We start from the raw sequence: 22,318 nt of genomic DNA on the forward strand, positions 1-22,318 counted from the left end.
ATACTGTAAGTATTACAGTATCTCGGCGGGCCGCCGGACGGTTTCGGCCGAACATCGCGGTCTGGCACTTCCTGAAACCGCTACTGTAAGCTCTTCTATTAGTCTGCGGATGAGGAGGCGGCTTCAGAATGAAAGTACCGTTCACCTGGAAGGTCACCGGCTGGTTCATGATCGGCTGGTCCGCGGAATTTCCCACCGGTGAGACGCGGCCATTGCGGTACTTCGGCGACGACCTGGTGGCCTACCGCGACGAGTCCGGTGAACTGCACGTGCTCTCCGCACACTGCCGGCATCTCGGCGCGCACATCGGCCACGGCGGCAAGGTCGTCGGCGACTGCGTCGAATGCCCTTTCCATGGTTGGCGGTGGGGACCCGACGGCACCAACCGCTACATCCCCTACCAACCCGACCGGCCCAATAAAGCGCTGCGGCTGCGCGTCTATCCCGTCGTGGAGCAATACGGCTGCGTGTTCGCCTGGCATCACCCCGAGGGCGAGCCGCCGCGGTGGGAGCTCCCTGATCTGTTCCGCAAGTTCCCGCAGTTCCCGACCGACGAAGACGCGTATTACCGCCCGTATCCGGAGTTTTCGAGCCGCGCGGAACGCGAGCCGGTGCATCCGCAGATCGTCGCGGAGAACGGCCCCGACAGCGCCCATTTCCACTACGTCCATGGGGCCACCGTCACCCCGGTCTGCTTGAACTGGGAAGCCGTCGACGAGGAATGGCGCTTTCTGACCGGTTGGCCCGATGCGCGCAGCGACGACCCCGACAAGATGGCGCTGTACATCCACAGTCACTTCTCCGGATTGGGCTTCGCGATCAGTGCATTCGAGGGCTCCTCGAACCATCGCCTGATCTTCGCGTGCACGCCCGTCGAGGACGGCTGTTCGGACATGTTCTATTCCATCTGGTGGCCGCGGTTGCCCGGTGACACCTCCGACGTGCCACCGGAAGAGGTGCGAAAGAAGGTGGAGAAGCAGTTCATGGGGACAGTGTGGGACGACCTCAACATCTGGCGCTACCAGGAGTACGTCGAGAACCCCGCGTTGTCCAAGGTCGACGCGAAGCCCTACATGGCGATGCGGAAATGGGCGACGCAGTTTTACGAGGTGCCTACTTCGGTATGACGCCGGACAAAAAGGGCGACCTCGCCGCGATCGCGGCGCCCGGCCACACCGCGATCGTCACGCAGGAGTGCCAGGGCGCGGTCGTCGGCCCCGACGCCGGACTCAAAGCCCTGGCGAAAGAGGCCCGCCGCGAGGCCGTCCCGAACATTGCCAAACTGCTGCCTGCGGCCCGCAATGCCGGTGCGAGCGTTGTGCATTGCCTCGTCCAGCGCCGTCCCGACGGACGCGGGGCCAATCACAACGCGAAGATCTTCGCGATGGGCGGCGGTGTCGCGATCGCCCCCGGAACGCCCGGTGCCGAACTGCTGCCCGAACTCGGCCCGGAACCGTCCGACGTCGTGCTGCGCCGGTGGCACGGCATCGGCCCGATGGGCGGCACCGACCTGGACGCTGTGCTGCGCAATCTGGGGGTGTCGACGATCGTCGCGGTCGGGGTGTCGGTGAACGTCGCGATCACCAATTTGGTGATGGATGCCGTCAACGCCGCGTACCGCGTCGTCCTGCCGCGTGACGCGGTGGCAGGCATCCCCACCGACTATGCGAATGCGATCATCGACAACACGTTGTCGTTGCTGGCGACGATCACCACCACCGACGAGCTGATCAACAGCTGGAAGTAGCCGCCCAGTGACCGACACCGAGGATCACATCCGCGAATTCGCCAGGGTCAAACCGACTCTCGGTTCCCCGGAGATGGGCCGCTTCATCGCAGCAGTGCGCCGTTTGCAGGACGTCACCGTCTCCAGCGATCCCGACGCCGAGCTGTGGAACGACGGCGCTACTCTCCTCGAGGAGCTGTGCGCGCGACTGGAGGGGCATCAGGCGCCCGCCGGTATCGTGCCTGCGGGCCGGGCGCCCAATCTGCCGGGTAACGGCCACCCGCTGATGCCACCGTGGCAGGTGGTGTCGTCCCGACCGGACGAAGTGAAAATGCAAGGGCAGTTCAGCCGCTTCCATGTCGGCGGCAATGACGCCGTCCACGGCGGCGTGATACCGCTGTTCTACGACTGGCATTTCGGCATGGTGGTCTCGGCCGCGGGCCGGCCCGACAGCCGGACCGCGTACCTGCACGTGGACTACCGGCGGGTGACGCCGATCGACGCGATGCTCGAGGCGCGGGCGTGGATCGACTCGGTCGAGGGCCGCAAACTGTTCGTGAGGGCGGTGATGAGCGACGCCGAGGGCAACGTACTATCCGAGGCCAACGGTCTGATGATCAAACTGCTTGCCCACCAGCCTTGAAAGGCACGAAATCTGTGACCACACAGTTCACCGTCCCGGCCGCCGCCGACACGGTCGCCGCAGTGATCGGAGACCGCGAGTTCGTCGTCCAGGGCGACCGTCGCTACACGTACGCCCAGGTCGTCGAACGAGCCAACCGCCTGGCGGCGTTCCTGCACAGCCGCGGGCTGGGCTGCCATGTCGAGCGCTCCGAACTCGCCGGCCACGAAGTGGGTCAGGACCTGCTGGGCATCTACGCGTACAACGGGCCCGAGTACATCGAGGGGATGCTTGGCTCCTGGCGGGCCCGGGTCGCACCGTTCAACGTCAACTACCGCTACGTCAAGAACGAATTGCAGTATCTGCTCGACGATTCCGGCGCCAGCGCACTGCTGTACCACGCGACGTTCGCGCCGCGCGTCGCCGAGGTGCTGCCGGATCTGCCCAACCTGCGGGTGCTGATCCAGATCGCCGATGAATCCGGCAACGACCTGCTCGACGGCGCGGTCGATTACGAGTCGATCGTCGGGTCGGGCACAGCGGTGCTGCCGCCGCTCGAGCCGTCGCCCGACGATCTTTACGTGCTCTACACCGGCGGCACGACGGGTATGCCGAAGGGTGTGCTGTGGCGTCAGCACGACATCTTCATGACGTCGTTCGGTGGCCGCAACATGGCCACCGGGGAGCTGATCACATCCCTCGACGACATTGCCATGCGCGTCACGGGGGGTCCCGGCACCAAGATCCTCACGCTGCCGCCACTCATGCACGGTGCCGCCCAGTGGGCCGCCATGACCGCGATGACCACGGGACAGACCATCGTGTTCATGGCGAATCCGGGCCATCTCGACGCCGACGAGGTGGTGCGCACGATCGAGCGGGAGAAGGCGCTCGTGGTGCAGGTGGTCGGTGATGCGGTGGCGCGCCCGCTCGCCGACGCGATCGAGCGCGGTTCGGCTGACGTGTCCTCACTCGCCGTGGTGGCCAACGGCGGGGCGCTGCTAACCCCCACCGCCAAACAGCGGCTCATCGACGTCAAACCCGGCCTCATCGTCATGGACGGTGTCGGGTCGTCGGAGACCGGCATCCAGATGAACCACATGTCCGCTCCCGGCGCCGTGTCGACCGGCAAGTTCAACGCCGGCCCGGACACCTTCGTCGCAGCAGAGGATTTCGCCGCGATCCTCGAACCCGGGCACGACGACAACGGGTGGCTGGCGCAACGCGGTTTCGTGCCACTGGGATACAAGGGGGATGCGGAAAAGACCGCCAAGACGTTCCCCGTCATCGACGGTGTGCGCTACTCGATCCCGGGTGACCGTGCTCGGCACCTGGCCGACGGATCCATCGAACTGCTGGGCCGCGACTCGGTGACCATCAACTCCGGCGGCGAGAAGATCTTCGCCGAGGAAGTCGAGACCGCGCTGCTGTCGCACCCCGCGGTGGCCGACGTCGTGGTTGCCGGCCGGCCCAGCGAGCGGTGGGGGCAGGAGGTCGTCGCGGTCGTCGCGCTGGCCGAAAGTGCCGGTGCCGACGCGCAGGAGCTCATCGACCACGCCGCGAATTCGATTGCGCGCTACAAGCTTCCGAAGGCAGTGGTGTTCCGTTCGACGATCGAACGCAGCCCGGCGGGCAAGGCGGACTACCGTTGGGCCCGCGAGCAGGCGATCAGCGCCGACGCCTAAGCCCCCTTTTCCGCCGAAATAGCATTCCCGGTCGTACATTCGCCGCGATCACAGCCAGGAGTGCTATTTCGCGGCCGAACGCCTGAGCCGACGCCTGGTCCGGTTGCGCGCCATCCGCAGTCCGAGCGCCGTGGTCGCGCGCATCGACGGTGTGAACGGCGGCGCCGCGCGCCCGGTGATCGTTTGAACGGCAGGTCCGTGCCGGCCGCAGTGCGGTAGTGGCTGAACGCGTGCAAGGCCACCGTCGGGCGCCATGCCTCGGTCGACGACATCGTGGCGGTGATCTCGTTCCTGGGGTCCCCGCGGGCGCGCTGGATCACCGGGCAGGATCTTCAGGGTCGACGCGGTCTTTCAGCTCAATGACCGCGGGTGCTGTCCAGCTGTTATAGTCTACTGTAATCTTTACAGTAGCTCTCGCAGGAACGATCGGACGGCTGGAGTAACCGGTGGAAAGTCCTGTTCTGGACGTCGGCCCCGACGAGGTGGCGGACCTGTTTCGCAACCCCTATCCCCTGTTCGCGAAGCGACGGCACGAGACCAGCGGCGTGTTCCGCGGCAGCGTCATGGACTGGTCCAAGGCGCCGGAGGCCATGCCGGAAAACCTCTATGCGGCGGTTTCTTTTGACGCGGTCAACCGCGTGTTCCGCGACGGCAAGGTCTTCAACTCCGAGATCTACGACAGCACGATCGGTTTGTTCATCGGTCCCACGATTCTCGCGATGGAGGGCAAGACCCACTGGGACCACCGCAATCTGGTGTCCTCGGCGTTCAAATCGAAGTCGTTGGCGCGGTGGGAACCAGAGGTGGTCCGGCCGGTCGTCACCGCGCTGATCGACGAGTTCGTCCAGACCGGGAGCGCAGATCTGGTACGGGATTTCACGCTGGAGTTCCCGACCCGGGTGATCTCCAGGCTCCTGGGCCTGCCCGAGGAGGATCTGCCGTGGTTCCGCAAGCGGGCGGTCGAGTTGATCAGCTACCACGTCAAGTACAAGCGCGCCTTCGAGGCGTCCGCGGCGCTCAAGGACTACTTCCTGCAACAGATCGAGCAGCGCAGGGCCAAGCCGACCGGGGACATCATCGGCGATCTGGTCACCGCGGAGATCGACGGCGAGAAACTCAGCGACGAGGCCATCTACTCGTTCCTGCGCCTGCTGCTGCCCGCCGGCCTGGAGACCACCTTCCGCTCGTCGGGCAATCTGCTGTATCTACTGCTCACCCATCCCGAGCAGTTCCAGGCGGTCCAGGCCGACCGTGACCTGGTGCCGGCGGCCATCGAGGAAGGCCTGCGGTACGAGACCCCGCTGACCACCGTGCAGCGCTCTGCGACGGTGGAGACCGAACTCGAAGGAGTCACCCTTCCCAAGGGTTCGGTGATCGACGTCTGCATCGGGTCGGCGAACCGCGACGAGAAGCGCTGGGAGCGCTCCGAAGAGTTCGACATCTTCCGCAAGCGCGTGCCCCACATCTCGTTCGCGGCCGGCGAGCACACCTGTATGGGTCTGCACCTGGCCCGCATGGAAACCCGCGTCGCGCTGGAGTGCCTACTGGACCGGCTGACCAACGTCAACCTCGTCACCGACGACAACCCCCATATCTGGGGCCAGCCGTTCCGGTCTCCCACCGCGCTGCCGGTCACGTTCGATCCCGCCGGCTGAACCGTGGCACGAGCCCGCACCGGAGGTACCCGCCAGCGCCGCGAGCGCGGTTCGATCAGCACCGACGAGATCCTCAACGGGGCGATGGAAGTCGCGCAAGAGATTTCGATCGAGAACCTGAGCATGCCGCAACTGGCCAAACACCTCGGCGTCGGAGTCACCAGCATCTACTGGTACTTCCGTCGCAAGGACGATCTACTCGACGCGATGACGGACCGGGCGCTGGAGCGGTTCGAGTTCACGGTGCCCACCATCGCTGCGTCGAATTGGCGTGAGTCGCTGCGGGATCACGCGTTGACGATGCGGCGCAGGTTTCGCGCTGATCCGATCCTGTGCGATCTGGTGTTGATCCGCGGACAGTACGGGCACCGGGCGATGCACGGGGCGCTCCAGAAGCTCGCGCAGCCGATCGGCGCGTTGATCGAAGCGGGGCTCAGTGCCGAGCAGGCCGCCGAGACGTACGGCGCGATCTCGGTCCATATCCGGGGTTCGGTCGTGCTCGAACGACTCCAAGAGCGCACCGAGGGCTTTCCCGCTCAGCGCACCGACGGTGGCCGCTACATCGGGTTCGCCGACGACATCGACTTCGGCTACATCCTGGACAGCATCCTCGACCACGCCGAAGCGATTATCACTGTGGCGTAGCGCTTGTCCTCGATGCGCGGTAGGCCACCGTCTTCGATTCGAGGTACTGCTCGAAACCCTCGACGCCACACTGCCTGCCGACACCGCTGCTCTTGAAGCCGCCGAACGGTGCGTCGGCCCCGTAGAACATGCCGCCATTGACCCCGAACGACCCGGTGCGGATACGACCGGCGATCGCCATCCCGCGCTCCAGCGACCGCGACGACACCGCACCCGCCAAACCGAACGCGCTGTCGTTGGCGATCCGCACCGCCTCGTCGTCGTCGTCGAACGGCAGCACGACCAGCACCGGGCCGAACACCTCCTGCTGGGCGATCGCCGCACTGTTGTCCACCCCGACGACGACCGTCGGCGCCACGTAGTGACCCCCTGCCAGATGCTCGGGGAGGTTCGCGACCGCTCCGCCGCCGGTGGTGATCTCGGCGCCGTCGCTGCGTGCCTGTTCGATCGCATCGAGGACTCGCGTCTTCTGCGCAGCGCTGATCACCGGTCCGACCAGCGTTTCGGAATCGACCGGGTCCCCCACGGGGACAGCCTGATACGCGGCGGTGATCGTCGCGACGGCGTCGTCGAACAGTGACCTGTGCACCAGCATGCGCGTCGTGGCCGCACATGCCTGGCCCGCGTGCACGCACACCCCGACCGCCGACCCGATGATCGCGGCCGGCGGGGCGTCGTCGAGCACGATCGACACCGACTTGCCGCCCAGTTCCAGAAACATCCGCTTCATCGTGTCGGCGCCCTGGCGCATCAACAGCTTGCCGACGGTGGTGGAGCCGGTGAACGAGATCATGTCGACGCGGGGATCGGTACCGAGAAGCCCGGCGACGTCGTTGGACGGCGTCGGTACCACGTTGACGACACCGGGCGGGATGTCGGTGTGTTCGGCGATGAGCCGGCCGAGGCGGGTCGCGTTCCACGGTGTGTTCGGATCGGGTTTGAGTATGACGGTGTTTCCGGTCGCGAGCGCGGGCCCGAGCTTGTTGAGGATCACCTCGATCGGGAAGTTGGACGGCGTGATCGCGGCGACGACGCCCGCGGGCACCTTGACCACCGTGCGCACGTTGCGCTGGCCGAACAGGCCGCCGCCTTCGAGCGTGCGCTCCCATCGGAATTCGAGCATCAGCCGCGCGGGGTAGCGCAACGCGTCCGCCAGCGGCCAATCGAGTTGCGCGGACTGCGTTGTCATCACCGGACAGCCGACCTCGGCGATCAGCTCTTCGCGCAGATCTTCCTGCTCTGCCTCGATCGCGGACTGCAGCTGGTCGAGACATCTCGCGCGCAACGGCCGGTTGGTGGCCCAGTCGGATTCGTCGAAGGCTCGACGGGCGGCGGCGATCGCGCGATCCATGTCTTCAGGTTCGGCGGCGGCGGTGCTTCCCAACAGCTGCCCGGTGGCCGGGCTCAGGTTGTCGAATTGCGCACCGGACGACGACGCGACGAGTTGTCCGTCGATGAGCATTCGCGATTCGGCGCGCCGCCCTGCCCGCTGCCCGACGTCGATGCTGGTTTCGATGCGTTCTTCGGAATCCGTGGCGGAGCTCACGCAGCTACCTCGTACAATCGGACTTTGCGGGACGACTAACTGTAAAGCTTACAGTAGGTATTCAACAGCCGGGACAGGGAGCCGATTTGGTCAAGGTCATGGAGGGCGTACGCGTCCTCGAGGTCGCACAGTTCACGTTCGTCCCGGCGGCGGGGGCGATTCTCGCGGACTGGGGCGCCGACGTCATCAAGGTCGAACACCCGGTACGCGGTGACACCCAGCGCGGATTCATCAACATGGGCGGGTTCCAGCTCGATCCCGACCGCCACCCGCTGATCGAACACCCCAATCGCGGTAAGCGCAGCGTCGGCATCGACGTGTCGAAGCCGGAAGGCCAGGAGGTCCTCTACGAGATCGCCAAGACCGCCGACGTCTTCCTGACCAACTACCTTCCCGCGCAACGTCAGAAGAACAAGTTCGACGTCGAGCACATCCGCGCCGCAAACCCGGACATCATCTACGCGCGCGGCAGCGCATACGGCGACAAGGGCCCCGAGCGCGACGTCGGCGGTTTCGACGGCACCGCGTTCTGGACCCGCAGCGGCGTCGGGCATGCGTTGACCCCCGAGGAGATCGGGGGTGCGCTGTCGCAGGGCATTCCGGCGTTCGGCGACTCGATCGGCGGGATGAACATCGCGGGCGGCATCTCGGCCGCGCTGTTTCACCGGTTGCGCACCGGCGAGGCGGTCGAACTCGACGTCTCGTTGTTGAGCACGGCGTGGTGGGCGGCGGGCGCGAGCGTGACTCAGGGCATGGAGACCGGCGAGACGATGCGCTCGCTGATGCCGGACGCGACCGGTCCGAGCGTGAACCCGTTCATGGCGAACTACCTGACCTCGGACGGCGGCACGATCAACCTCTGCATCGTCAGCCCGACCGGCTACATCCGGGATGCGTTCGAGCATCTGGAGCTACCCGAACTCGCCGACGACCCCCGTTTTTGCGACGTGATGCCGCTGATCGAGAACGCCGCGGCCGCAGCCGAACTGATCCGGGAGAAGATCCGCAGCAAGCCGTTCGAGTACTGGCGCCAGCACCTCAAGACCATGAAGGGCCAGTGGGCGCCGTTCCAGAGCCTGCTCGACCTCGCCACCGACGACCAGGCGCTCGCCAATGACATGGTCGTCGAGGTCGAGGCGGCCGACGGTGGTGAGCCCTTCAAGGTGGTCCGCGGGCCGGTGCAGTTCAACCACGAGCCGCTGGAGACGACCCGCGCCCCGCAGGCCAGCGAGCACACCGAGCTGGTGCTGATGGACATCGGCATGGACTGGGACCGCATCGAAGCGCTGAAGGACTCCGGCGCGATCGCATAACACCTTTTCGCGCGAGCGTGCGTGCTTGCATACGACACGCCGCGGAATCTTGGCATTTCACGCACGCTCGCCATACTGCGAGGGTGCATGTCTGGTGCCGACACACCGGACTTCAACGCCGCTTTGTGCACGCTCGCGGGACGCCGACCGTGCACAAAGTGCTGTTGATGCGCGGCGCGTCGTGTGCAAACACGCGCGCTCGCGCAGGAACGGATCAGGCGCGCTCCACCCGCACGGGCACTCCGGTCAACCACGCCATGCCCGACAGCGGCTCCACATCGGCTGGATCGCTGGATGTCAGCTGGTTGACGTTGGCGCCGCCGGCCCGGTTCGCCAGCCGCCAACCTCCGGTTCCCTTGTGGCCCCAGCCGTGTGGCACCGCGACGACGCCGGCCACGAGATCCTTCGTCGTCAACACCGGCACGCTTATCGCGCCGTACGGCGACGTGATCCGCACCTCGTCGCCGTCGGCGATGTGCTGCTCGGCCGCATCGTCGACATGCATCAGCGCATGCTGGCGACGGTCACCACGCATCAACAGCGGTGAATTGTGCATCCACGAGTTCTCCGAACGCGGCTCGCGCAAGCCGACCATCCGCAGCGGATAGCCGTCTGGCAGCGCACGCCGTGACAGCTTGGCGACTTCGTCGGCAATCCCGGGATGGGGCAACCGAACCCGACGTGACAGGTAGCCGACGGCATCGCGCAGCACACCGGTACGGATGTGTGGTGCGACCACGACGCCGTGCGGATGCTCCTCGGTCAGCCGTCGCAGCGTCAGCCCGCCACGGCATAACCCGAACCTGTCGCCGCCCTCCGACATCCGCACCAGGGCGTCGATCATTGCCCGTGGCGACGCCCGGAACCCGAACAGCCGCAACACCTTCTGCACACCGGCGAACACGGCGAAGGACGGCACCCGGTGCCCCAAGCGCCGCGCCAAGTCCTCGACGATGTCCCATTCCTCGCGGGCCTCCCCAACCGGCGCGAGGACCGCTTCAGTCGCTTGTCGGAACGGCGTGGCCTGAAACGCTTGAAAGGTATACGGGAAGTCGTCGCGTTCGTACATCGTGGTGACGGGCAGGATGTAGTCGCATTGCGCGCTCGTCTCGGTGACGTAAAGGTCGAGCGCGACGGACAACTCCAGTTCCCCGAACGCCGCCTCGAGTTCCTCACCGTTGGGCACCGAGAGCACGGGATTACCGGCCGACACGAACATCGCCCGGATCCGGCGGTCGCCCGGTGTCGTGATCTCCTTGGCCATCAGCGCGGCCGGCTCGGAGCCGATCGCACTAGGAATCCCGCCGATCCGCGATCGTTTGCGCCGATAGGAGCGCCGCATGAGAGCACCCATCGCGACGTTCTGCCATCTCTGGCCGACGGTGTGCATCGAGCTGAACACGGAACCGCCCGGCACATCGAGGTTGCCGGCCGCCAAATTCACCGCGTCGATCAAGAAGGTGGTCAGCGTGCCGTGGCTGCCCGCGCAGGTGCCGAGCCTGCCGTAGACGGCCGCACGGGGTGTGTTCACCAAATCGCGCGCCAGGGTCCGCACGCTGTCGGCATCGATCCCGGTCCGGGTTGCCGTGGACTCCGGGGTGAAGGGGCGGCACATCGCCTGCAGCCAGTCCAGGCCGTCGGCCTGCCGTTTCACCGTGTCGGTGTCGACCATGCCGTCGGCGAACATCACTTGCAGTAGCGACAGCAACAACAACGAGTCGGTGTCCGGGACGATGCCGAGCCATTCGAATGCCACCGCGGTCTCGCTGCGCCGAGGGTCGACGATCAACACGCGCCCCCCGCGCTTGACGATGTCGTGCATGCGGTCCTTGATCCGCGGGGCAGTCAGGAAACTACCGTGTGACACAACCGGATTGGTGCCCATCATGACGAGTAGGTCGGTTCTCGCCAGGTCGGGGATCGGCACCGACGTCGGCACGCCGTAGAGCAACTGGCTCGCGATCAGCCTGCTGTTGGTGTCCTGCGAAGATGCCGTGAAGTAGTGGCCGTGACGGCCGAGGCCCTTCAGGAACAGCAGCGCCGCGAAGGTGTGTGCGTAGCTGAACGCTCCTGGATTACCCATGTACCAGCCGACCGCGCCGGACCCGTGTCGGCGCAGGAGCGCCGACAGTCGGCTCGCGATGTCGGCCATCGCCTCATCCCATGTCACCGCTTCGAAGCCGGCCGGCCCGCGGCGCAGCGGCCTCGTCACCCGATCCGGGTCGTTGACCACCTCGGTGAACGCGATGCCCTTCTGGCAGGCGAAACCGGCCGACAGCGGGTGGTCCTTGTCGGGCCTCAACGCGACCAGGCGGCCATCCTCGACCGTCGCGATCATCCCGCACAGCGGTTCGCAGATCCGGCAGAACGTCGGCTTGTACTCGGTCACCGATGCCACGCCGATTACGATACTGTAAGAGTTACAGTTACACGTCGGATCGGTGTGCCAGAGAGGACCACGCATGCACGACGTCGCGATCATCGGTGTCGGACTGCATCCCTTCGGCCGCTTCGAGGGCAAATCCGCCATGGAGATGGGTGTCGACGCGATCTTCGCCGCCGTCGCCGACGCCGGTGTCGAGTGGAAAGACGTCCAGTTCGCCACGGGCGGCAGTTGGACCGTCGCCAACCCGGATGCGATCGTCGGCATGGTCGGGTTGTCCGGTATCCCGTTCACCAACGTGTTCAACGCCTGCGCCACCGCCGCCAGCGCCGCCAAGGCCTGCGCCGACGGAATCCGGCTGGGCGACTACGACATCGGCATCGCAGTCGGGCTGGACAAGCATCCGCGTGGCGCGTTCACCGAAGATCCGGCTTTGGTGGGCATGCCGCGGTGGTACGCCGAGAACGGCCAGTACCTCACCACCCAGTTTTTCGGGATGAAAGCCAACCGCTACCTGCACGAGCACGGTATCTCGCAGCAGACGCTGGCCAAAGTGGCGGCCAAGAACTTCCGCAACGGCGCGCTGAACCCCAATGCCTTCCGCCGCAAACCCATCCCCGAGGACCAGATCCTCAACTCGACGATGCTGAACTATCCGCTCACCCAGTACATGTTCTGCGCGCCCGACGAGGGCGCCGCGGCCGTCGTGATGTGCCGCGCCGACATCGCCGAGCGCTACACTGCCAAACCGGTGTACCTGCGCGCGGTCGAGGTCCGCACCCGCAAATACGGTGCCTACGAGGTGAATACGACCTTCGCGCCGGTCGAGGAGGACGTCGCGCCCACCGTCTACGCCGCCAAGGCGGCCTTCGAAAGGGCCGGTGTCGCACCGCAGGACGTCGACGTCATCCAGTTACAGGACACCGACGCCGGAGCCGAGGTCATCCACATGGCCGAATGCGGTTTCTGCGCCGACGGAGAGCAAGAGAAGCTGCTGGCCGACGGGGCCACCGAGATCACCGGCTCGCTGCCGATCAACACCGACGGCGGCCTGATCGCCAACGGTGAGCCGATCGGGGCCTCGGGTCTGCGCCAGATCCACGAGTTGGTGCGCCAATTGCGCGGCGAGGCCGGCGATCGCCAGGTGCCCGGCGAGCCGAAGGTCGGCTTCGCCCAACTCTACGGCGCACCCGGCACCGCCGCCGCGACGATCCTGACGAGGTGACCGTGGCCCTGTTCGCGGGGGCACCCACGCCGACGTCATCAACCCGGACCTGCTGGGATTCATTCGCGCGTGACTGCGCGCGGGCTCAGCGCATCGCCCGACGCGACGCCTTCATGATGAGCTTGCGCATGCGAGCGGAGACATAGACGGAGACAAGGCCGTTGAAGATGTCTTCGCGTAGGCGCGTCAACGTCGAACTCTTGAAGCGCCACTGCCCGTCGATTTTCTCGTAGGTCTCGTGATAGTGGCCGTAGCCGCGTAGGTTGACGCCGGGGCCGAACCGGACGACGTCCTCGAGCGCCCACACGCCGCGCGCCGTCGTCGCCGAGGTCAGTTCGATCTCGGGCGCATGCACCTGATGCACCGTTGCTTGACCGCGCAGGCTCTTACGGGTGAACGCGACGAACTCGTCGGCGCCTCGGATCACCTTTCCGCCGGCCGGCGAAGTGTCGCTGAGGAAGTCGTCGGCGAACAGCGTGCGCCACGCTGCCCAGTCCCCGGTGTCCAGCAAGCGGCAGTAGCGGGCCTTGAGCTGCTTGATCGCCTCGATCTCGACAAGGTCGGCTCCGGTCATCCGGTGGCCGTCCTCTGTGCCTGTTCGACGTAGAACCGCGCGGCCCGCTCCAACGACTCGGCGGTTGGCCGCGGTTGCCAGCCGAGTTCGCGGGTCGCCTTACTGTGGTCTGCGGGTGACATGATGTGCAGAAGGCGAATGCCGTTGGTGTTGATCGGAAGATCGCGCCGCAGCAGTCTGGCAAGCCGGTCGACGACCCACACCAACGCGTAGACCACCGGCAGCGGGACACCGAACCGCGGTGGCTTCGCGCCGACCGCGTTCGCCGCGGTCGTCAGCATGTCGCGCATCGGCATGTAGGTCTCGGAGATGATGTAGCGTTCGCCGACCCGACCATGTTCTGCCGCAAGCAGGAATGCCTCTGCGACGTCTTCGATGCCGACGACCTCGGTGCACACGCCCTTGATGTAGGCGGGGATCTTGCCGAATGCGGCGTACTGGACCATCAGGCCCTGGTGCGGTTGCCAGTCGCCGGGGCCGTACGGGTTGGACACGCACATCGCGACCGCGGGCAGGCCACGGTCACGTGCGTAGGACAGCACCAGTTCCTCGGCCTGGCGCCGCGACTCGATGTACGGTCCGCCCCTGCCTGCCCAGTCGAACGGCATGTCCTCGGTCACCGGTCCGCGTCCGTCGCCGAGCGCGATCGTGCCGATCGTGCTGCAGAACACGAACCGGTGCAGACCGGCCTTCGCGGCGATGTCGAGGACGCGGCGCAGGCAGTTGACGTTGGTCTCGAACAGCGGCGCCGGGTCGCGAAGGTGGAACCGGGTGTCGACGACGCAGTAGTAGACGACGTCGCGGTCTGCCATCGCCGCCCGCAATGCGTCCTCGTCGTAGAGATCGCCGTAACAGCGTTCGACGTCGAGGTCGTCGATAGCCACCGTCGAACTCGTCTTGCGCAGATACACCCGCACGTCGTCGCCGCGTTGGGCGAGCTTGCGCGTGACGTGGGAGCCGACGAACCCGCTCGGGCCCATCACGAGTGCGCGACAGGGTATGGGGGGCGTGTCTGTCATGTTCACTACCTCGCGAGCGACCGGAAACTGTCAGATTTTCGCGGCGTGTCGTGTGCAAACACGCACGCTCGCGCAGACTTTAGGACGCCTTCTTGGCGACGGGGGCGTACGCGGGCTGACCGAGGCCGAGCACGTACTGGGCGATCATGTTGCGGAACACCTCCAGTGTGCCCCCGTAGATCCCGACCAGCGGCGCGAAGCGGTACACGTACTCCGCGGCGCCGTCGTCGGCCGCACCGTCGGTGCCCAGCGGCAGCGACGACGCGGTGCCGAGCAGGTCCATCAGGTCCGGGGAGATGTCGCGCATGGTCTGAGCCAATGCGACGCGTCCGAAGATATTGGGTGTCGAGAACGACGCTTCCATCCGAGCGACGCTGCGGCCCAGGCGATATGCCACCGATCCCTCGTCGATGAGCCGGCGACCGTCGGGCCGGGTCTCTGCGACCTTCGCGGCGGCCCCGTCGGCCGCGGCGGCCATCGTGTTGGCCTGGTGCATCATGATCGCGACGTCCTGCAGACCGTCGGCGGCAGCCTCCACCGCGCCGTGTTCCGCGTTCAGCGGCTCGCGCACCACCGTCCAGCCGTCGTTCACCTCGCCGAGCCGGTACTTGTCGTCGACGCGCACATCGCTGTAGTAGACGATGTTCGTCCGGTCGCCGTCGACGGTGCGGATGCCCTGGATTTCGATACCCGGCGAGTCGAGCGGGACGAGAAACATGGTGAGGCTCTTATGCTTCGGCGCGTCGGGATCGGTGTTGGTAATCAGGAAGACGTACTGACAGTTATGCGCGCCGGTGGTGAACATCTTCGAGCCATTAATAACCCAGCTTGATCCATCCGCCTCCCGCACCGCCCGTGTCTTGCAGGTGGCGACGTCGGACCCGCCCTCGGGTTCGGTGTAGCCCAGGCAGAGCCGGACCTCGCCGGTGTAGACGCGCGGCATCACTTCGGCCTTGAGTTCGGGTGAACCGAACTTGTCCACCGACCGCGCGATCATCGCGGTGGTGCCGAACGTCACCCACGGCACGTGTGCGCGACGCTTCTCCAGTTCCCAGATGCGCCGGTGAATCCGGTTGAACCCGCCCTCCGATTCCGGCTTCCATTCGCGCGCAAGGTATCCAGCCTTGCCGAGCGCCAGATGCACAACCTCGTCGAAGTTGTCGCCGGTCTCGCGGTCCCGGCGAATCACGTCCTCGGTGACGATCCCCCGCAGGAACGCGCGCGACTCCTCGAGGAAGGCCTGGTCCTCGTCGGCGAGTTCGACCCGTGAGAAATCCATTACCTGCCCTCTCCACTCTCGCGCGCCGCGACGATCCCGGCGATGTACTTCGCGCTGGCGGCCGGGTCTCCCCCCGCCAGCGCCCAGCCCCGGGCCCGCAGCAGGTATGCGCTCGCTGCGGCCTCCGCGGAGACCCCGAGCCCGCCCTGCACCTGCACCGCCATCGTGGCGGCCTTGGACGCCTCCTCGGCCATGAACAGGAACGCCGACGGCGCCAGCTCGCGACGCTCGTCGGGTTCGTTGTCGAGGAACCAAGCCGCCCGCCGCGCCAGGTTGCGTCCGCCCTGCACGGTGATGGCGATGTTGGCGAGCGGGTGCGAGATCGCCTGCAGCGTCGCGATCGGCACGCCCAGCGTGTAGCGGGTCTTGGCGAACTCCGCGGCGATCATCATCGTCTCCTCGACCAGGCCGACCAACGCGGCGCCGGTCAGCACCCGCCACTCGTCCAGCGCCAGTTGGTATTCCGCTAAGGCGGCGGGTCCGCTCGCCAGGACGGTCCGGGTGTCGGCGGCGGCTGGGTCGACCCATGCCATCGGTAACCGGCCGATGTTGTCGACCTTTGCGGGGCGGGTGGCGAAGGTCAGCCTGACCACCTCGTCACCGTCGCGCACGACGATGTGGTCGGCGACCGACCCGCTGGGAACCAACCGCACACCGGAGACGCTGTCGTGTTGCGGGTCGAGACCGACGATCTGCGTACCGCTGACGATGTCGGGACCGGCGCCGCCCAGTCGGCCCAGCAGACGCGCGGCGCAGACGTGGTCGATCCACGGCACGGGTGCTAGCGACCGGCCGATCTCCTCGGCCACCAGGGTCAGGTCGACGAGCGTCGCGCCGTCCCCACCCAGCTCCTCCGGCAGCGCCATCGTCGTCGCCCCCATCGTGCACAACCGCTCCCACAGGCTCTTGTCGAACCCGGAAGCCTCTGCGGCGCGGACGGTTTCGATCGAGCAGTGCGTCTTGAAGAAGTCCTTGTACGCCGCCTGCAGCGCCTGGTGATCTTCGGACAGGCTGTAGTCGAGCCTGCGCAGTTCGTAGCGGTCCATCACTGCTCCTCGTCAGATCCGAAGAAGAATTCCTGGGCGTTGTTGTACAGGTAGTTGTCCAGCACCTCGGCGGGCAGGTCAAGGGCGAGCGCCTCGGGCACGACGCGGCGCATCTTGAGCACCGGCCAGTCGGACGCGTAGATCACCTTGCCGGGCCCGCGCGTGCGCATGTAGTGCAGCAGGCTGTCGGGCAACCGTTTCGGTGACCACGCCGAGGTCATCAGGCGCAGGTTCCGGTACTTGATCAGCAGGCGGATCGCGACGTCCCACCACGGGTCTGCGCCGTGGATCATGCAGAGCTTGAGTTCGGGGAACCGCACGCAGACGCGGTCGAGGTGGATCGGGTTCTGCACCTCGCCGGGGATCGGCGGACCCGGAAGGCCGGTGTTGACGCACAGCGGCAGCCCGAGTTCGGCGCACTTGGTGTAGAGCGGGTAGTAGACCGCGTCGCTGGGCGGGTACTGCCCGTCGCCCCAGAAGCTCGGCCCCACCGCCGCGTACGCCACCGGCAGGTCGGCGACCACGGCCGTCAGCTCCCGCAGCGATGGCATGGGCCGCAACAAGTTGACGCCTCCGATCGCCAGCGCGAACCGATCCGGTCTGGCGTCGACGAACTTGCGCGCTGTCGTCGAGGGCTTGGCGATGCTGTCCATCAGGATGGCTTTCGCCACGCCCTGTTCGTCCATCTCGTCGAGCAGCTCGCTCAGTTCGACTGGCGCGAACATCGACTGCGGGCCCTTGAAATAGTCGTCGCGGACCTTGAGCATCCACGTCGGCTGCTGCTCGGTTTCGCCGAAGTGGACGTTGACCAGGCAGTCAATGGCTTTGTGGCTCATGCGTTCACCCGCTGGGCCGTCTTCTTGGCCCACCGGTAGTCCGGCTTGCCGTTACCCAGGCGGCGGACCTGGTCGACGAAGATGAACTCCTTCGGGGCCTTGAACCGCGCCAGGCTCGACGTGCAGTGGTCATGAAGCGTGGCGGGATCGGTGCTGTCCTGCAGTGCGACCAGTGCGACGACTTCTTCGCCCCACCGATCGCTCGGCCGCCCCACCACCAGCGCGTCGGCGATCGCCGGGTGCGTGCGCAGCACCTCTTCGACCTCTTCGACGAATACCTTCTCGCCCCCGGTGTTGACGACGAGCGAATCGCGTCCGAACAGTCGCAGCGTCCCGTCGGCCGCCAGCGATCCCCGGTCGCCGGATATCACCACGCGTCGCCCCTCCACCACCGGGAATGTCAGCCGGGTCGCTGCCTCGTCATCGAAGTAGCCCAGCGGAATCCGGCCGCCGCGGGCGACGAAGCCGACCTCGTCCTCACCCGGATCGAGGAAGCGCCGATAGTCCTCGGACAGCACCAGTGCGCCCTCGCGCAGTTCGAACGTGTCCTTCTCGTCACCGCGCTGGCTTCGGCCGAAGCCGACGTTGCCGGTTTCCGATGACCCGTACCCGTTGATCAAGGTGATCTGGGGTAGCAGTTCCAACAGCGCGCGTTGGTGTTTCGGATTGGTCGCCGCGCCGCCCGTTCCGATCGCGAACAACGACGACAGGTCATAGGACCCGCGGCGCAACTCGTCGACCAACGGCGCGGCGTAGGCGTCGCCGACCATCGTCATCAGTCCGACCTTCTCGCGTTGCGCGGTTTCCAGCACCGCGATCGGATCGAATTTCGTCTGGTCGTAGAGGATCACCGGCAGGCCGTTGAGCAGGGCGGCGAATGCGGTCCACATTCCGGCCGCGTGCATCAGCGGTGACACCGCAAACCACGGTTGTCCGGCGTGGGTGACCTTGGCGTGGATCTCGTCGACCGAGTCATGGTCGGCGCCGTTCATCGAGATCACATAGGTGTCGCTCTGACGCCACATCACGCCCTTGGGCCGTCCGGTGGTGCCACCGGTGCACACCATCATCACGTCGTCGGGCGATGGTGTGATCGGCTGGTCGGTATCACCTTGCGCCAGCGCGTCTTCCAGTGGAGTAGCACCCGGCAACTGCGGCGTGGCGGGGTCGTCGTCGATCGAGATCATCAGGTCGGCACTCGCCGGCGGCAGCACATCGGCGAACTTGGCGCCCAAGGACCGGTGGTAGATGACCGCACGCGGTTTGAGGTAGTCGAGGAGTTCGGCCACCTCTCGGGGCGTGTAGTTGTAGTTGACGTTGACCGGGACGGTGCGCGCCTTCAGGCACCCGATCACCATGTCGGGGTACAAATCGTTGTGCATGAGCAGCGCGACGCGGTCCTGTCCGCACTCCCAGTTCTGCAGTGCTGGGCGTTCGCGGTGTGCGCCGAACCCCTGTGCGGCAAGGTAATTCGCGAGCCGGCGGGTACGGTCCGCCGACTCGCCGAACGTGCTGCGGCGCGACCCGCAGACCGTCATCAGCCGATCGGGCGCCGCTTGGGCGATCGCGTCGAGCACCGCCCCGATCGTCCACTCGGGCATTCTAGGCGCCGACTCGCACGTTCGCACCGAGCAGTTCGAGAGCGTTGTCGCGCATTACCTTTCGGGTGTCTTCGTGGCTGAACTCGGGGAACTGAGGAATGTCAGCGGTGAACGAGGTGGGATCCGCCAACCCCTCCCCATGCGGCCAGTCGGACCCGAACAGGATCTTGTCCACGCCGATGGTCTCGGCCAGCAGCTTGACGTCGTCCTCGTAGTACGGCGCGATCCACACGTTGTTGCGTAACTGTTCGACCGGGTCCTCCTTGTAGTGGTACGGCGCGTTGTTGGCAGACTTCTTGAGCCGCTTGATGAGCCGGTAGACGAAGTAGGAACCATTCTCGATGCTGGCCACCTTGAGCTTGGGGTGCCGGGTGAACACCTGGTGGACGATCATCGAGGCCACGGTGTCGTGGATGGCGCGGTCGTCCATGATCACCATGTCGAGCGGATCGCGCTTACCGAAGCCCTTGAACACACCGCTGCCGCCCCACAGCGCGGGGATGGCCATATAGCCGGAGTCGGACAGGTGAAAGACCACTGGGACACCCGCCTCGGCCAGACGCGCCCACACCGGGTCGTGCACCGGATCGCCGAGGGAGCGGGGCCCTACCTCGCCCGGCACCGGCGCCGGCCTCACGCACACCAGCTTCGCGTTTCTGCTCAGCACGAACTCGACCTCTTCGATGGCCTTCTCGGGGTCGGCCAGCGAGATGATCGGCGCGGCGATGATGCGGTGATCAGGCCGGTCGAACCCCCAGTCCTCGTCGAGCCACAGGTTGAAGGCGTGGACCGATGCCATGGTGGCCGGGATGTCGTGCTTGAGGCCCTCCTCGACGCCGCACGCGAAAGTCGGGAGCATGAATACTGTTTCGAGGTTCTGCTTGTCGAGGATCTTCACCCGGGCTTCTCGGTTTTGATACTCGGGGTGGTCGGCCAGCCGGTCGACCTTCATCAGCGACGCCGGATCGACCCCCTCGGGGATTTCGCCCCGGAACAGCAGGTCCAGGCAGCCGGGTTCGATGATCGGGTCGAAGGTCGGGTTCGGGATGAAGTGGTTGATCACACCACCGAACACCGCGAAGGTGCGCTTACCGTCCGTGAGCATCTGCACGCCGCGGCTGCGGAATTCCTTGGGCAGGTGCCGGGTGAACGAGTCGATCGGCTCGTAATAGTGGTTGTCGACGTCGATGGCCCGATAGTCCAGGGTCATGGTCCCTCTCCCTTCAATGGCGGAAAGTTCGGTGGGCGCTTCTCGAAGAAACTCGTGATGCCCTCGAGGAAGTCGGGTCGCGTCATCGACTCGTGCATCAGCTTCTCGGCATGGTCACTGGCTTCGAAGACATCGCGCATGGTGTCTGCGTACACCTGTTGCTTGATGACCGCCAGCGAACTGGGCGCACAGTTGCCGGCGATGTCCTCGGCGTAGCCGATCGCGCGGGACAGCAACTCCTCCGGTGCCACCACCTCATTGACCAAGCCGAGCCGCGCGGCCTCGTCGGCGAAGAACACCCGTCCGGACAGCAACAGGTCCATGGCCACGCCGACGCCGACGATCCGCGGCAGGATCCAGGAGATCCCGTACTCGGCGATCAGCCCGCGTCGGGCGAATGAGGTGGTGAACTTCGCACCATCGGCCGCGAAGCGCACGTCACACGCCAGCGCCAGCGTCAAACCCATTCCGGCACAAGCACCGTTGATCGCAGCGATGACCGGCTTGCGAATGCCCATGAGGAAGTGCGGATGGCGCGCGCCGACGAGCTTGCCGACATCGGTGTCTGCTGCGGCGTCGACCGTGGCGGCGCTGATGGTCGTCAGGTCGCCCATGTCGGCGCCCGCGCAGAATGCCCGGCCGCTCCCGGTGACCACGACCGTCCGCACCGCGGGATCGGCCTCGGCGTCGTCCAGTCGCTCGTAGAAAGTGGTGGCCAGCCCGCCGCCCCAGCCGTTCATCCGGTCCGGCCGGTTGAGAGTGAGCACCGCCACCCCGCTGTCGCGTAGCTCGTAGCGCACCGGCGCGGCCCCGGAGTCAGGCTGGGAGTCGGCTTGGGCGACGTGGTCAGGAGCGCTCACCCAGCAGTCCTCCTCCAGCGGTCCAAGCCCCGTGAATGCTCATACTGTACACCTATCGGTAGCGCCTTCCGCAATGGCCGACGCCTCACGCGTCGACCAGTCCGAACCGCCGATACGCTGTGTCGATCTGCACCTTCGCCTCGGCGGGCAGGTGCGCTTGCGGCGGCCGCGAGTGCGGGTACTCCCCGATCGGTAGTCCGAGCGCCGAGGCCGCGTATTTGAACGCTCCGCCCCAGTGCGTGAAGTAGTCGGGCCGGCCCGGATAACAGGTGAACCACGATCCCATGTCGAGGTCGAACTGGTCGAGCCCGGACTCGCGCGCGTAGTCCATCGCCTCGACGAGTTTGTCGTTGACGATGAGGTCCCAGTACTCGGTGAACAGCCGTCGCTGCGGGGTTTCAAACAGGTAGCCGGCGGTGCCGAGCTGCGCGGGGCAGACGATGCCGTCGCGCAGCCACCCCGCGCGATACACGGTCTTGTCGCACTCCCACACCGCCAGTCCCGGTGCCAACACGTGCAGCCGCCTGCTGGCAGCCGGCCGGAACGCGCCCTCCTTCGTCGCGCACACCGCCGGGATCTCGTCGTAGATCCGGGCACTTTCGACGGGGGTCAACACGTAGCCCGACGACGGCGAGTTGAACATCCCGAGCGCGATGTCGGTGCGATCGGCGATGTAGCGAAAGAAGTTCAGAACGCCTTCCCCGCCGTGCGCCTCCATCATCGGGGTCTGGATGTAGACGATATCGGCGCCGGCCTCCTGCGCGTGCCGGGTGAGCTCAAGGCAGTCTTTGGCCGCGGTCGCGGCGGTGCACGCCTGCACCACGACGTCGGGGTTGGCTTTGCGTCCCTCGTCGATTGCCACCTCCAGCAACCGCTTTCGTTCGTCGAGCGTGAGCGCCCAGAACTCGGCGATGCCGCTGGTGCACCACAACAACGGGTGGTTCAGGACGCCGACACAGTGTCGGACCAGCGTTCGATAGGCATCCCAGTCGATGTCGTCGCCGTCAACGCCGCAGAAGGGCGTGTAGAGGGAGTCCCCGATTCCGCGCAGATGGTTGCGGGCCCACTCTCGAGCGTCTTCGGCCGTCGCCAC

19 protein-coding genes and 1 pseudogene are annotated in these 22,318 nt (G+C 66.2%); 9 read left to right on the forward strand and 11 right to left on the reverse strand.

The genetic code is table 11. The features are described from left to right. Positions 1 to 128: 128 nt before the first annotated feature. The 7 genes and pseudogenes from QGN32_RS04310 (at position 129) to QGN32_RS04340 (ending at position 6,333) form a co-directional block, all read left to right on the forward strand. Positions 129 to 1,127, forward strand: a complete 999-nt coding sequence (locus QGN32_RS04310) for an aromatic ring-hydroxylating oxygenase subunit alpha (RefSeq protein ID WP_326547417.1) — start codon at positions 129 to 131, stop codon at positions 1,125 to 1,127. Beyond that, on the forward strand, positions 1,124 to 1,747 hold the full coding sequence (locus tag QGN32_RS04315; RefSeq protein ID WP_326547418.1) for a cysteine hydrolase family protein: 624 nt from the start codon (positions 1,124 to 1,126) through the stop codon (positions 1,745 to 1,747). Before QGN32_RS04310 ends, QGN32_RS04315 begins: the two co-directional genes overlap by 4 nt. A gap of 7 nt (positions 1,748 to 1,754) precedes the next feature. Further along, positions 1,755 to 2,369 (forward strand): PaaI family thioesterase, encoded by a 615-nt coding sequence (locus QGN32_RS04320; protein WP_326547419.1) that lies wholly within the window; start codon positions 1,755 to 1,757, stop codon positions 2,367 to 2,369. A 14-nt stretch (positions 2,370 to 2,383) separates the two neighbouring features. Beyond that, the gene (locus tag QGN32_RS04325) at positions 2,384 to 4,033 is read left to right on the forward strand and encodes an acyl-CoA synthetase (protein ID WP_326547420.1); all 1,650 of its coding nucleotides are present in this window, start codon (positions 2,384 to 2,386) and stop codon (positions 4,031 to 4,033) included. A gap of 222 nt (positions 4,034 to 4,255) precedes the next feature. Beyond that, positions 4,256 to 4,422, forward strand: a pseudogene (locus tag QGN32_RS24240) (short-chain dehydrogenase); the annotation flags it as partial. 57 nt (positions 4,423 to 4,479) lie between these two features. Beyond that, positions 4,480 to 5,688, forward strand: coding sequence for a cytochrome P450 (locus QGN32_RS04335; protein ID WP_326547421.1), 1,209 nt, complete (start codon positions 4,480 to 4,482; stop codon positions 5,686 to 5,688). A gap of 3 nt (positions 5,689 to 5,691) precedes the next feature. Next, entirely contained in the window at positions 5,692 to 6,333 is a 642-nt protein-coding gene (locus tag QGN32_RS04340) for a TetR/AcrR family transcriptional regulator (RefSeq protein ID WP_326547422.1), read from the forward strand. Here QGN32_RS04340 and QGN32_RS04345 read toward each other — a convergent pair. Then, positions 6,320 to 7,795 carry an aldehyde dehydrogenase family protein gene (locus QGN32_RS04345; protein WP_442791821.1) on the reverse strand — a complete coding sequence of 492 codons (1,476 nt, stop codon included), beginning with the start codon at positions 7,793 to 7,795 and terminating at the stop codon, positions 6,320 to 6,322. The genes QGN32_RS04340 and QGN32_RS04345 overlap by 14 nt on opposite strands. A gap of 182 nt (positions 7,796 to 7,977) precedes the next feature. Between QGN32_RS04345 and QGN32_RS04350 the strand changes: the two genes are divergently transcribed. Further along, entirely contained in the window at positions 7,978 to 9,192 is a 1,215-nt protein-coding gene (locus QGN32_RS04350) for a CaiB/BaiF CoA transferase family protein (RefSeq protein ID WP_326548927.1), read from the forward strand. Between the two features lie 214 nt (positions 9,193 to 9,406). On the opposite strand, the gene QGN32_RS04355 is transcribed toward QGN32_RS04350, so the two are convergent. Next, entirely contained in the window at positions 9,407 to 11,590 is a 2,184-nt protein-coding gene (locus QGN32_RS04355; protein WP_442791781.1) for a molybdopterin-containing oxidoreductase family protein, read from the reverse strand. 64 nt (positions 11,591 to 11,654) lie between these two features. Here QGN32_RS04355 and QGN32_RS04360 point away from each other — a divergent pair, with 64 nt between their 5' ends. Further along, entirely contained in the window at positions 11,655 to 12,800 is a 1,146-nt protein-coding gene (locus tag QGN32_RS04360) for a thiolase family protein (RefSeq protein ID WP_326547424.1), read from the forward strand. Positions 12,801 to 12,885: 85 nt separating this feature from the next. Here the strand turns inward: QGN32_RS04360 and QGN32_RS04365 are convergent, their stop codons facing one another. From QGN32_RS04365 to QGN32_RS04405, 9 genes are all read right to left on the reverse strand, one after another. Next, positions 12,886 to 13,374, reverse strand: a complete 489-nt coding sequence (locus tag QGN32_RS04365) for a nuclear transport factor 2 family protein (RefSeq protein WP_326547425.1) — start codon at positions 13,372 to 13,374, stop codon at positions 12,886 to 12,888. Beyond that, positions 13,371 to 14,393, reverse strand: a complete 1,023-nt coding sequence (locus QGN32_RS04370) for an NAD-dependent epimerase/dehydratase family protein (protein WP_326547426.1) — start codon at positions 14,391 to 14,393, stop codon at positions 13,371 to 13,373. Before QGN32_RS04370 ends, QGN32_RS04365 begins: the two co-directional genes overlap by 4 nt. A 79-nt stretch (positions 14,394 to 14,472) precedes the next feature. Continuing rightward, positions 14,473 to 15,672: an acyl-CoA dehydrogenase family protein gene (locus tag QGN32_RS04375; protein ID WP_326547427.1), complete on the reverse strand. Its 1,200-nt coding sequence runs from the start codon at positions 15,670 to 15,672 to the stop codon at positions 14,473 to 14,475. Beyond that, a complete protein-coding gene (locus QGN32_RS04380; RefSeq protein WP_326547428.1) occupies positions 15,672 to 16,718 on the reverse strand; it encodes an acyl-CoA dehydrogenase family protein in 1,047 nt (348 codons plus the stop codon). The genes QGN32_RS04375 and QGN32_RS04380 overlap by 1 nt, the downstream gene beginning before the upstream one ends. Beyond that, positions 16,718 to 17,554 carry an amidohydrolase family protein gene (locus QGN32_RS04385; protein WP_326547429.1) on the reverse strand — a complete coding sequence of 279 codons (837 nt, stop codon included), beginning with the start codon at positions 17,552 to 17,554 and terminating at the stop codon, positions 16,718 to 16,720. Before QGN32_RS04385 ends, QGN32_RS04380 begins: the two co-directional genes overlap by 1 nt. After that, positions 17,551 to 19,155: an acyl-CoA synthetase gene (locus QGN32_RS04390; protein ID WP_326547430.1), complete on the reverse strand. Its 1,605-nt coding sequence runs from the start codon at positions 19,153 to 19,155 to the stop codon at positions 17,551 to 17,553. Before QGN32_RS04390 ends, QGN32_RS04385 begins: the two co-directional genes overlap by 4 nt. A gap of 1 nt (position 19,156) precedes the next feature. Then, positions 19,157 to 20,365, reverse strand: coding sequence for an amidohydrolase family protein (locus QGN32_RS04395; RefSeq protein WP_326547431.1), 1,209 nt, complete (start codon positions 20,363 to 20,365; stop codon positions 19,157 to 19,159). After that, a complete protein-coding gene (locus tag QGN32_RS04400; protein WP_326547432.1) occupies positions 20,362 to 21,225 on the reverse strand; it encodes an enoyl-CoA hydratase in 864 nt (287 codons plus the stop codon). Before QGN32_RS04400 ends, QGN32_RS04395 begins: the two co-directional genes overlap by 4 nt. Before the next feature lie 85 nt (positions 21,226 to 21,310). Then, a complete protein-coding gene (locus QGN32_RS04405; RefSeq protein ID WP_326547433.1) occupies positions 21,311 to 22,318 on the reverse strand; it encodes a dihydrodipicolinate synthase family protein in 1,008 nt (335 codons plus the stop codon).

Source organism: Mycolicibacterium sp. ND9-15 (assembly GCF_035918395.1).
GTDB lineage: Bacteria > Actinomycetota > Actinomycetes > Mycobacteriales > Mycobacteriaceae > Mycobacterium.

Excerpts from the sequence above, each read along its gene's own strand:
- QGN32_RS04310 (WP_326547417.1), top strand. The coding sequence starts at position 129 with ATGAAAGTACCGTTCACCTGGAAGGTCACCGGCTGGTTCATGATCGGC.
- QGN32_RS04315 (WP_326547418.1), top strand. The coding sequence starts at position 1,124 with ATGACGCCGGACAAAAAGGGCGACCTCGCCGCGATCGCGGCGCCCGGC.
- QGN32_RS04345 (WP_442791821.1), bottom strand. The coding sequence starts at position 7,795 with ATGCTCATCGACGGACAACTCGTCGCGTCGTCGTCCGGTGCGCAATTC.
- QGN32_RS04350 (WP_326548927.1), top strand. The coding sequence starts at position 7,978 with ATGGAGGGCGTACGCGTCCTCGAGGTCGCACAGTTCACGTTCGTCCCG.
- QGN32_RS04360 (WP_326547424.1), top strand. The coding sequence starts at position 11,655 with ATGCACGACGTCGCGATCATCGGTGTCGGACTGCATCCCTTCGGCCGC.
- QGN32_RS04365 (WP_326547425.1), bottom strand. The coding sequence starts at position 13,374 with ATGACCGGAGCCGACCTTGTCGAGATCGAGGCGATCAAGCAGCTCAAG.
- QGN32_RS04370 (WP_326547426.1), bottom strand. The coding sequence starts at position 14,393 with ATGACAGACACGCCCCCCATACCCTGTCGCGCACTCGTGATGGGCCCG.
- QGN32_RS04375 (WP_326547427.1), bottom strand. The coding sequence starts at position 15,672 with ATGGATTTCTCACGGGTCGAACTCGCCGACGAGGACCAGGCCTTCCTC.
- QGN32_RS04380 (WP_326547428.1), bottom strand. The coding sequence starts at position 16,718 with ATGGACCGCTACGAACTGCGCAGGCTCGACTACAGCCTGTCCGAAGAT.
- QGN32_RS04385 (WP_326547429.1), bottom strand. The coding sequence starts at position 17,554 with ATGAGCCACAAAGCCATTGACTGCCTGGTCAACGTCCACTTCGGCGAA.
- QGN32_RS04390 (WP_326547430.1), bottom strand. The coding sequence starts at position 19,155 with ATGCCCGAGTGGACGATCGGGGCGGTGCTCGACGCGATCGCCCAAGCG.
- QGN32_RS04395 (WP_326547431.1), bottom strand. The coding sequence starts at position 20,365 with ATGACCCTGGACTATCGGGCCATCGACGTCGACAACCACTATTACGAG.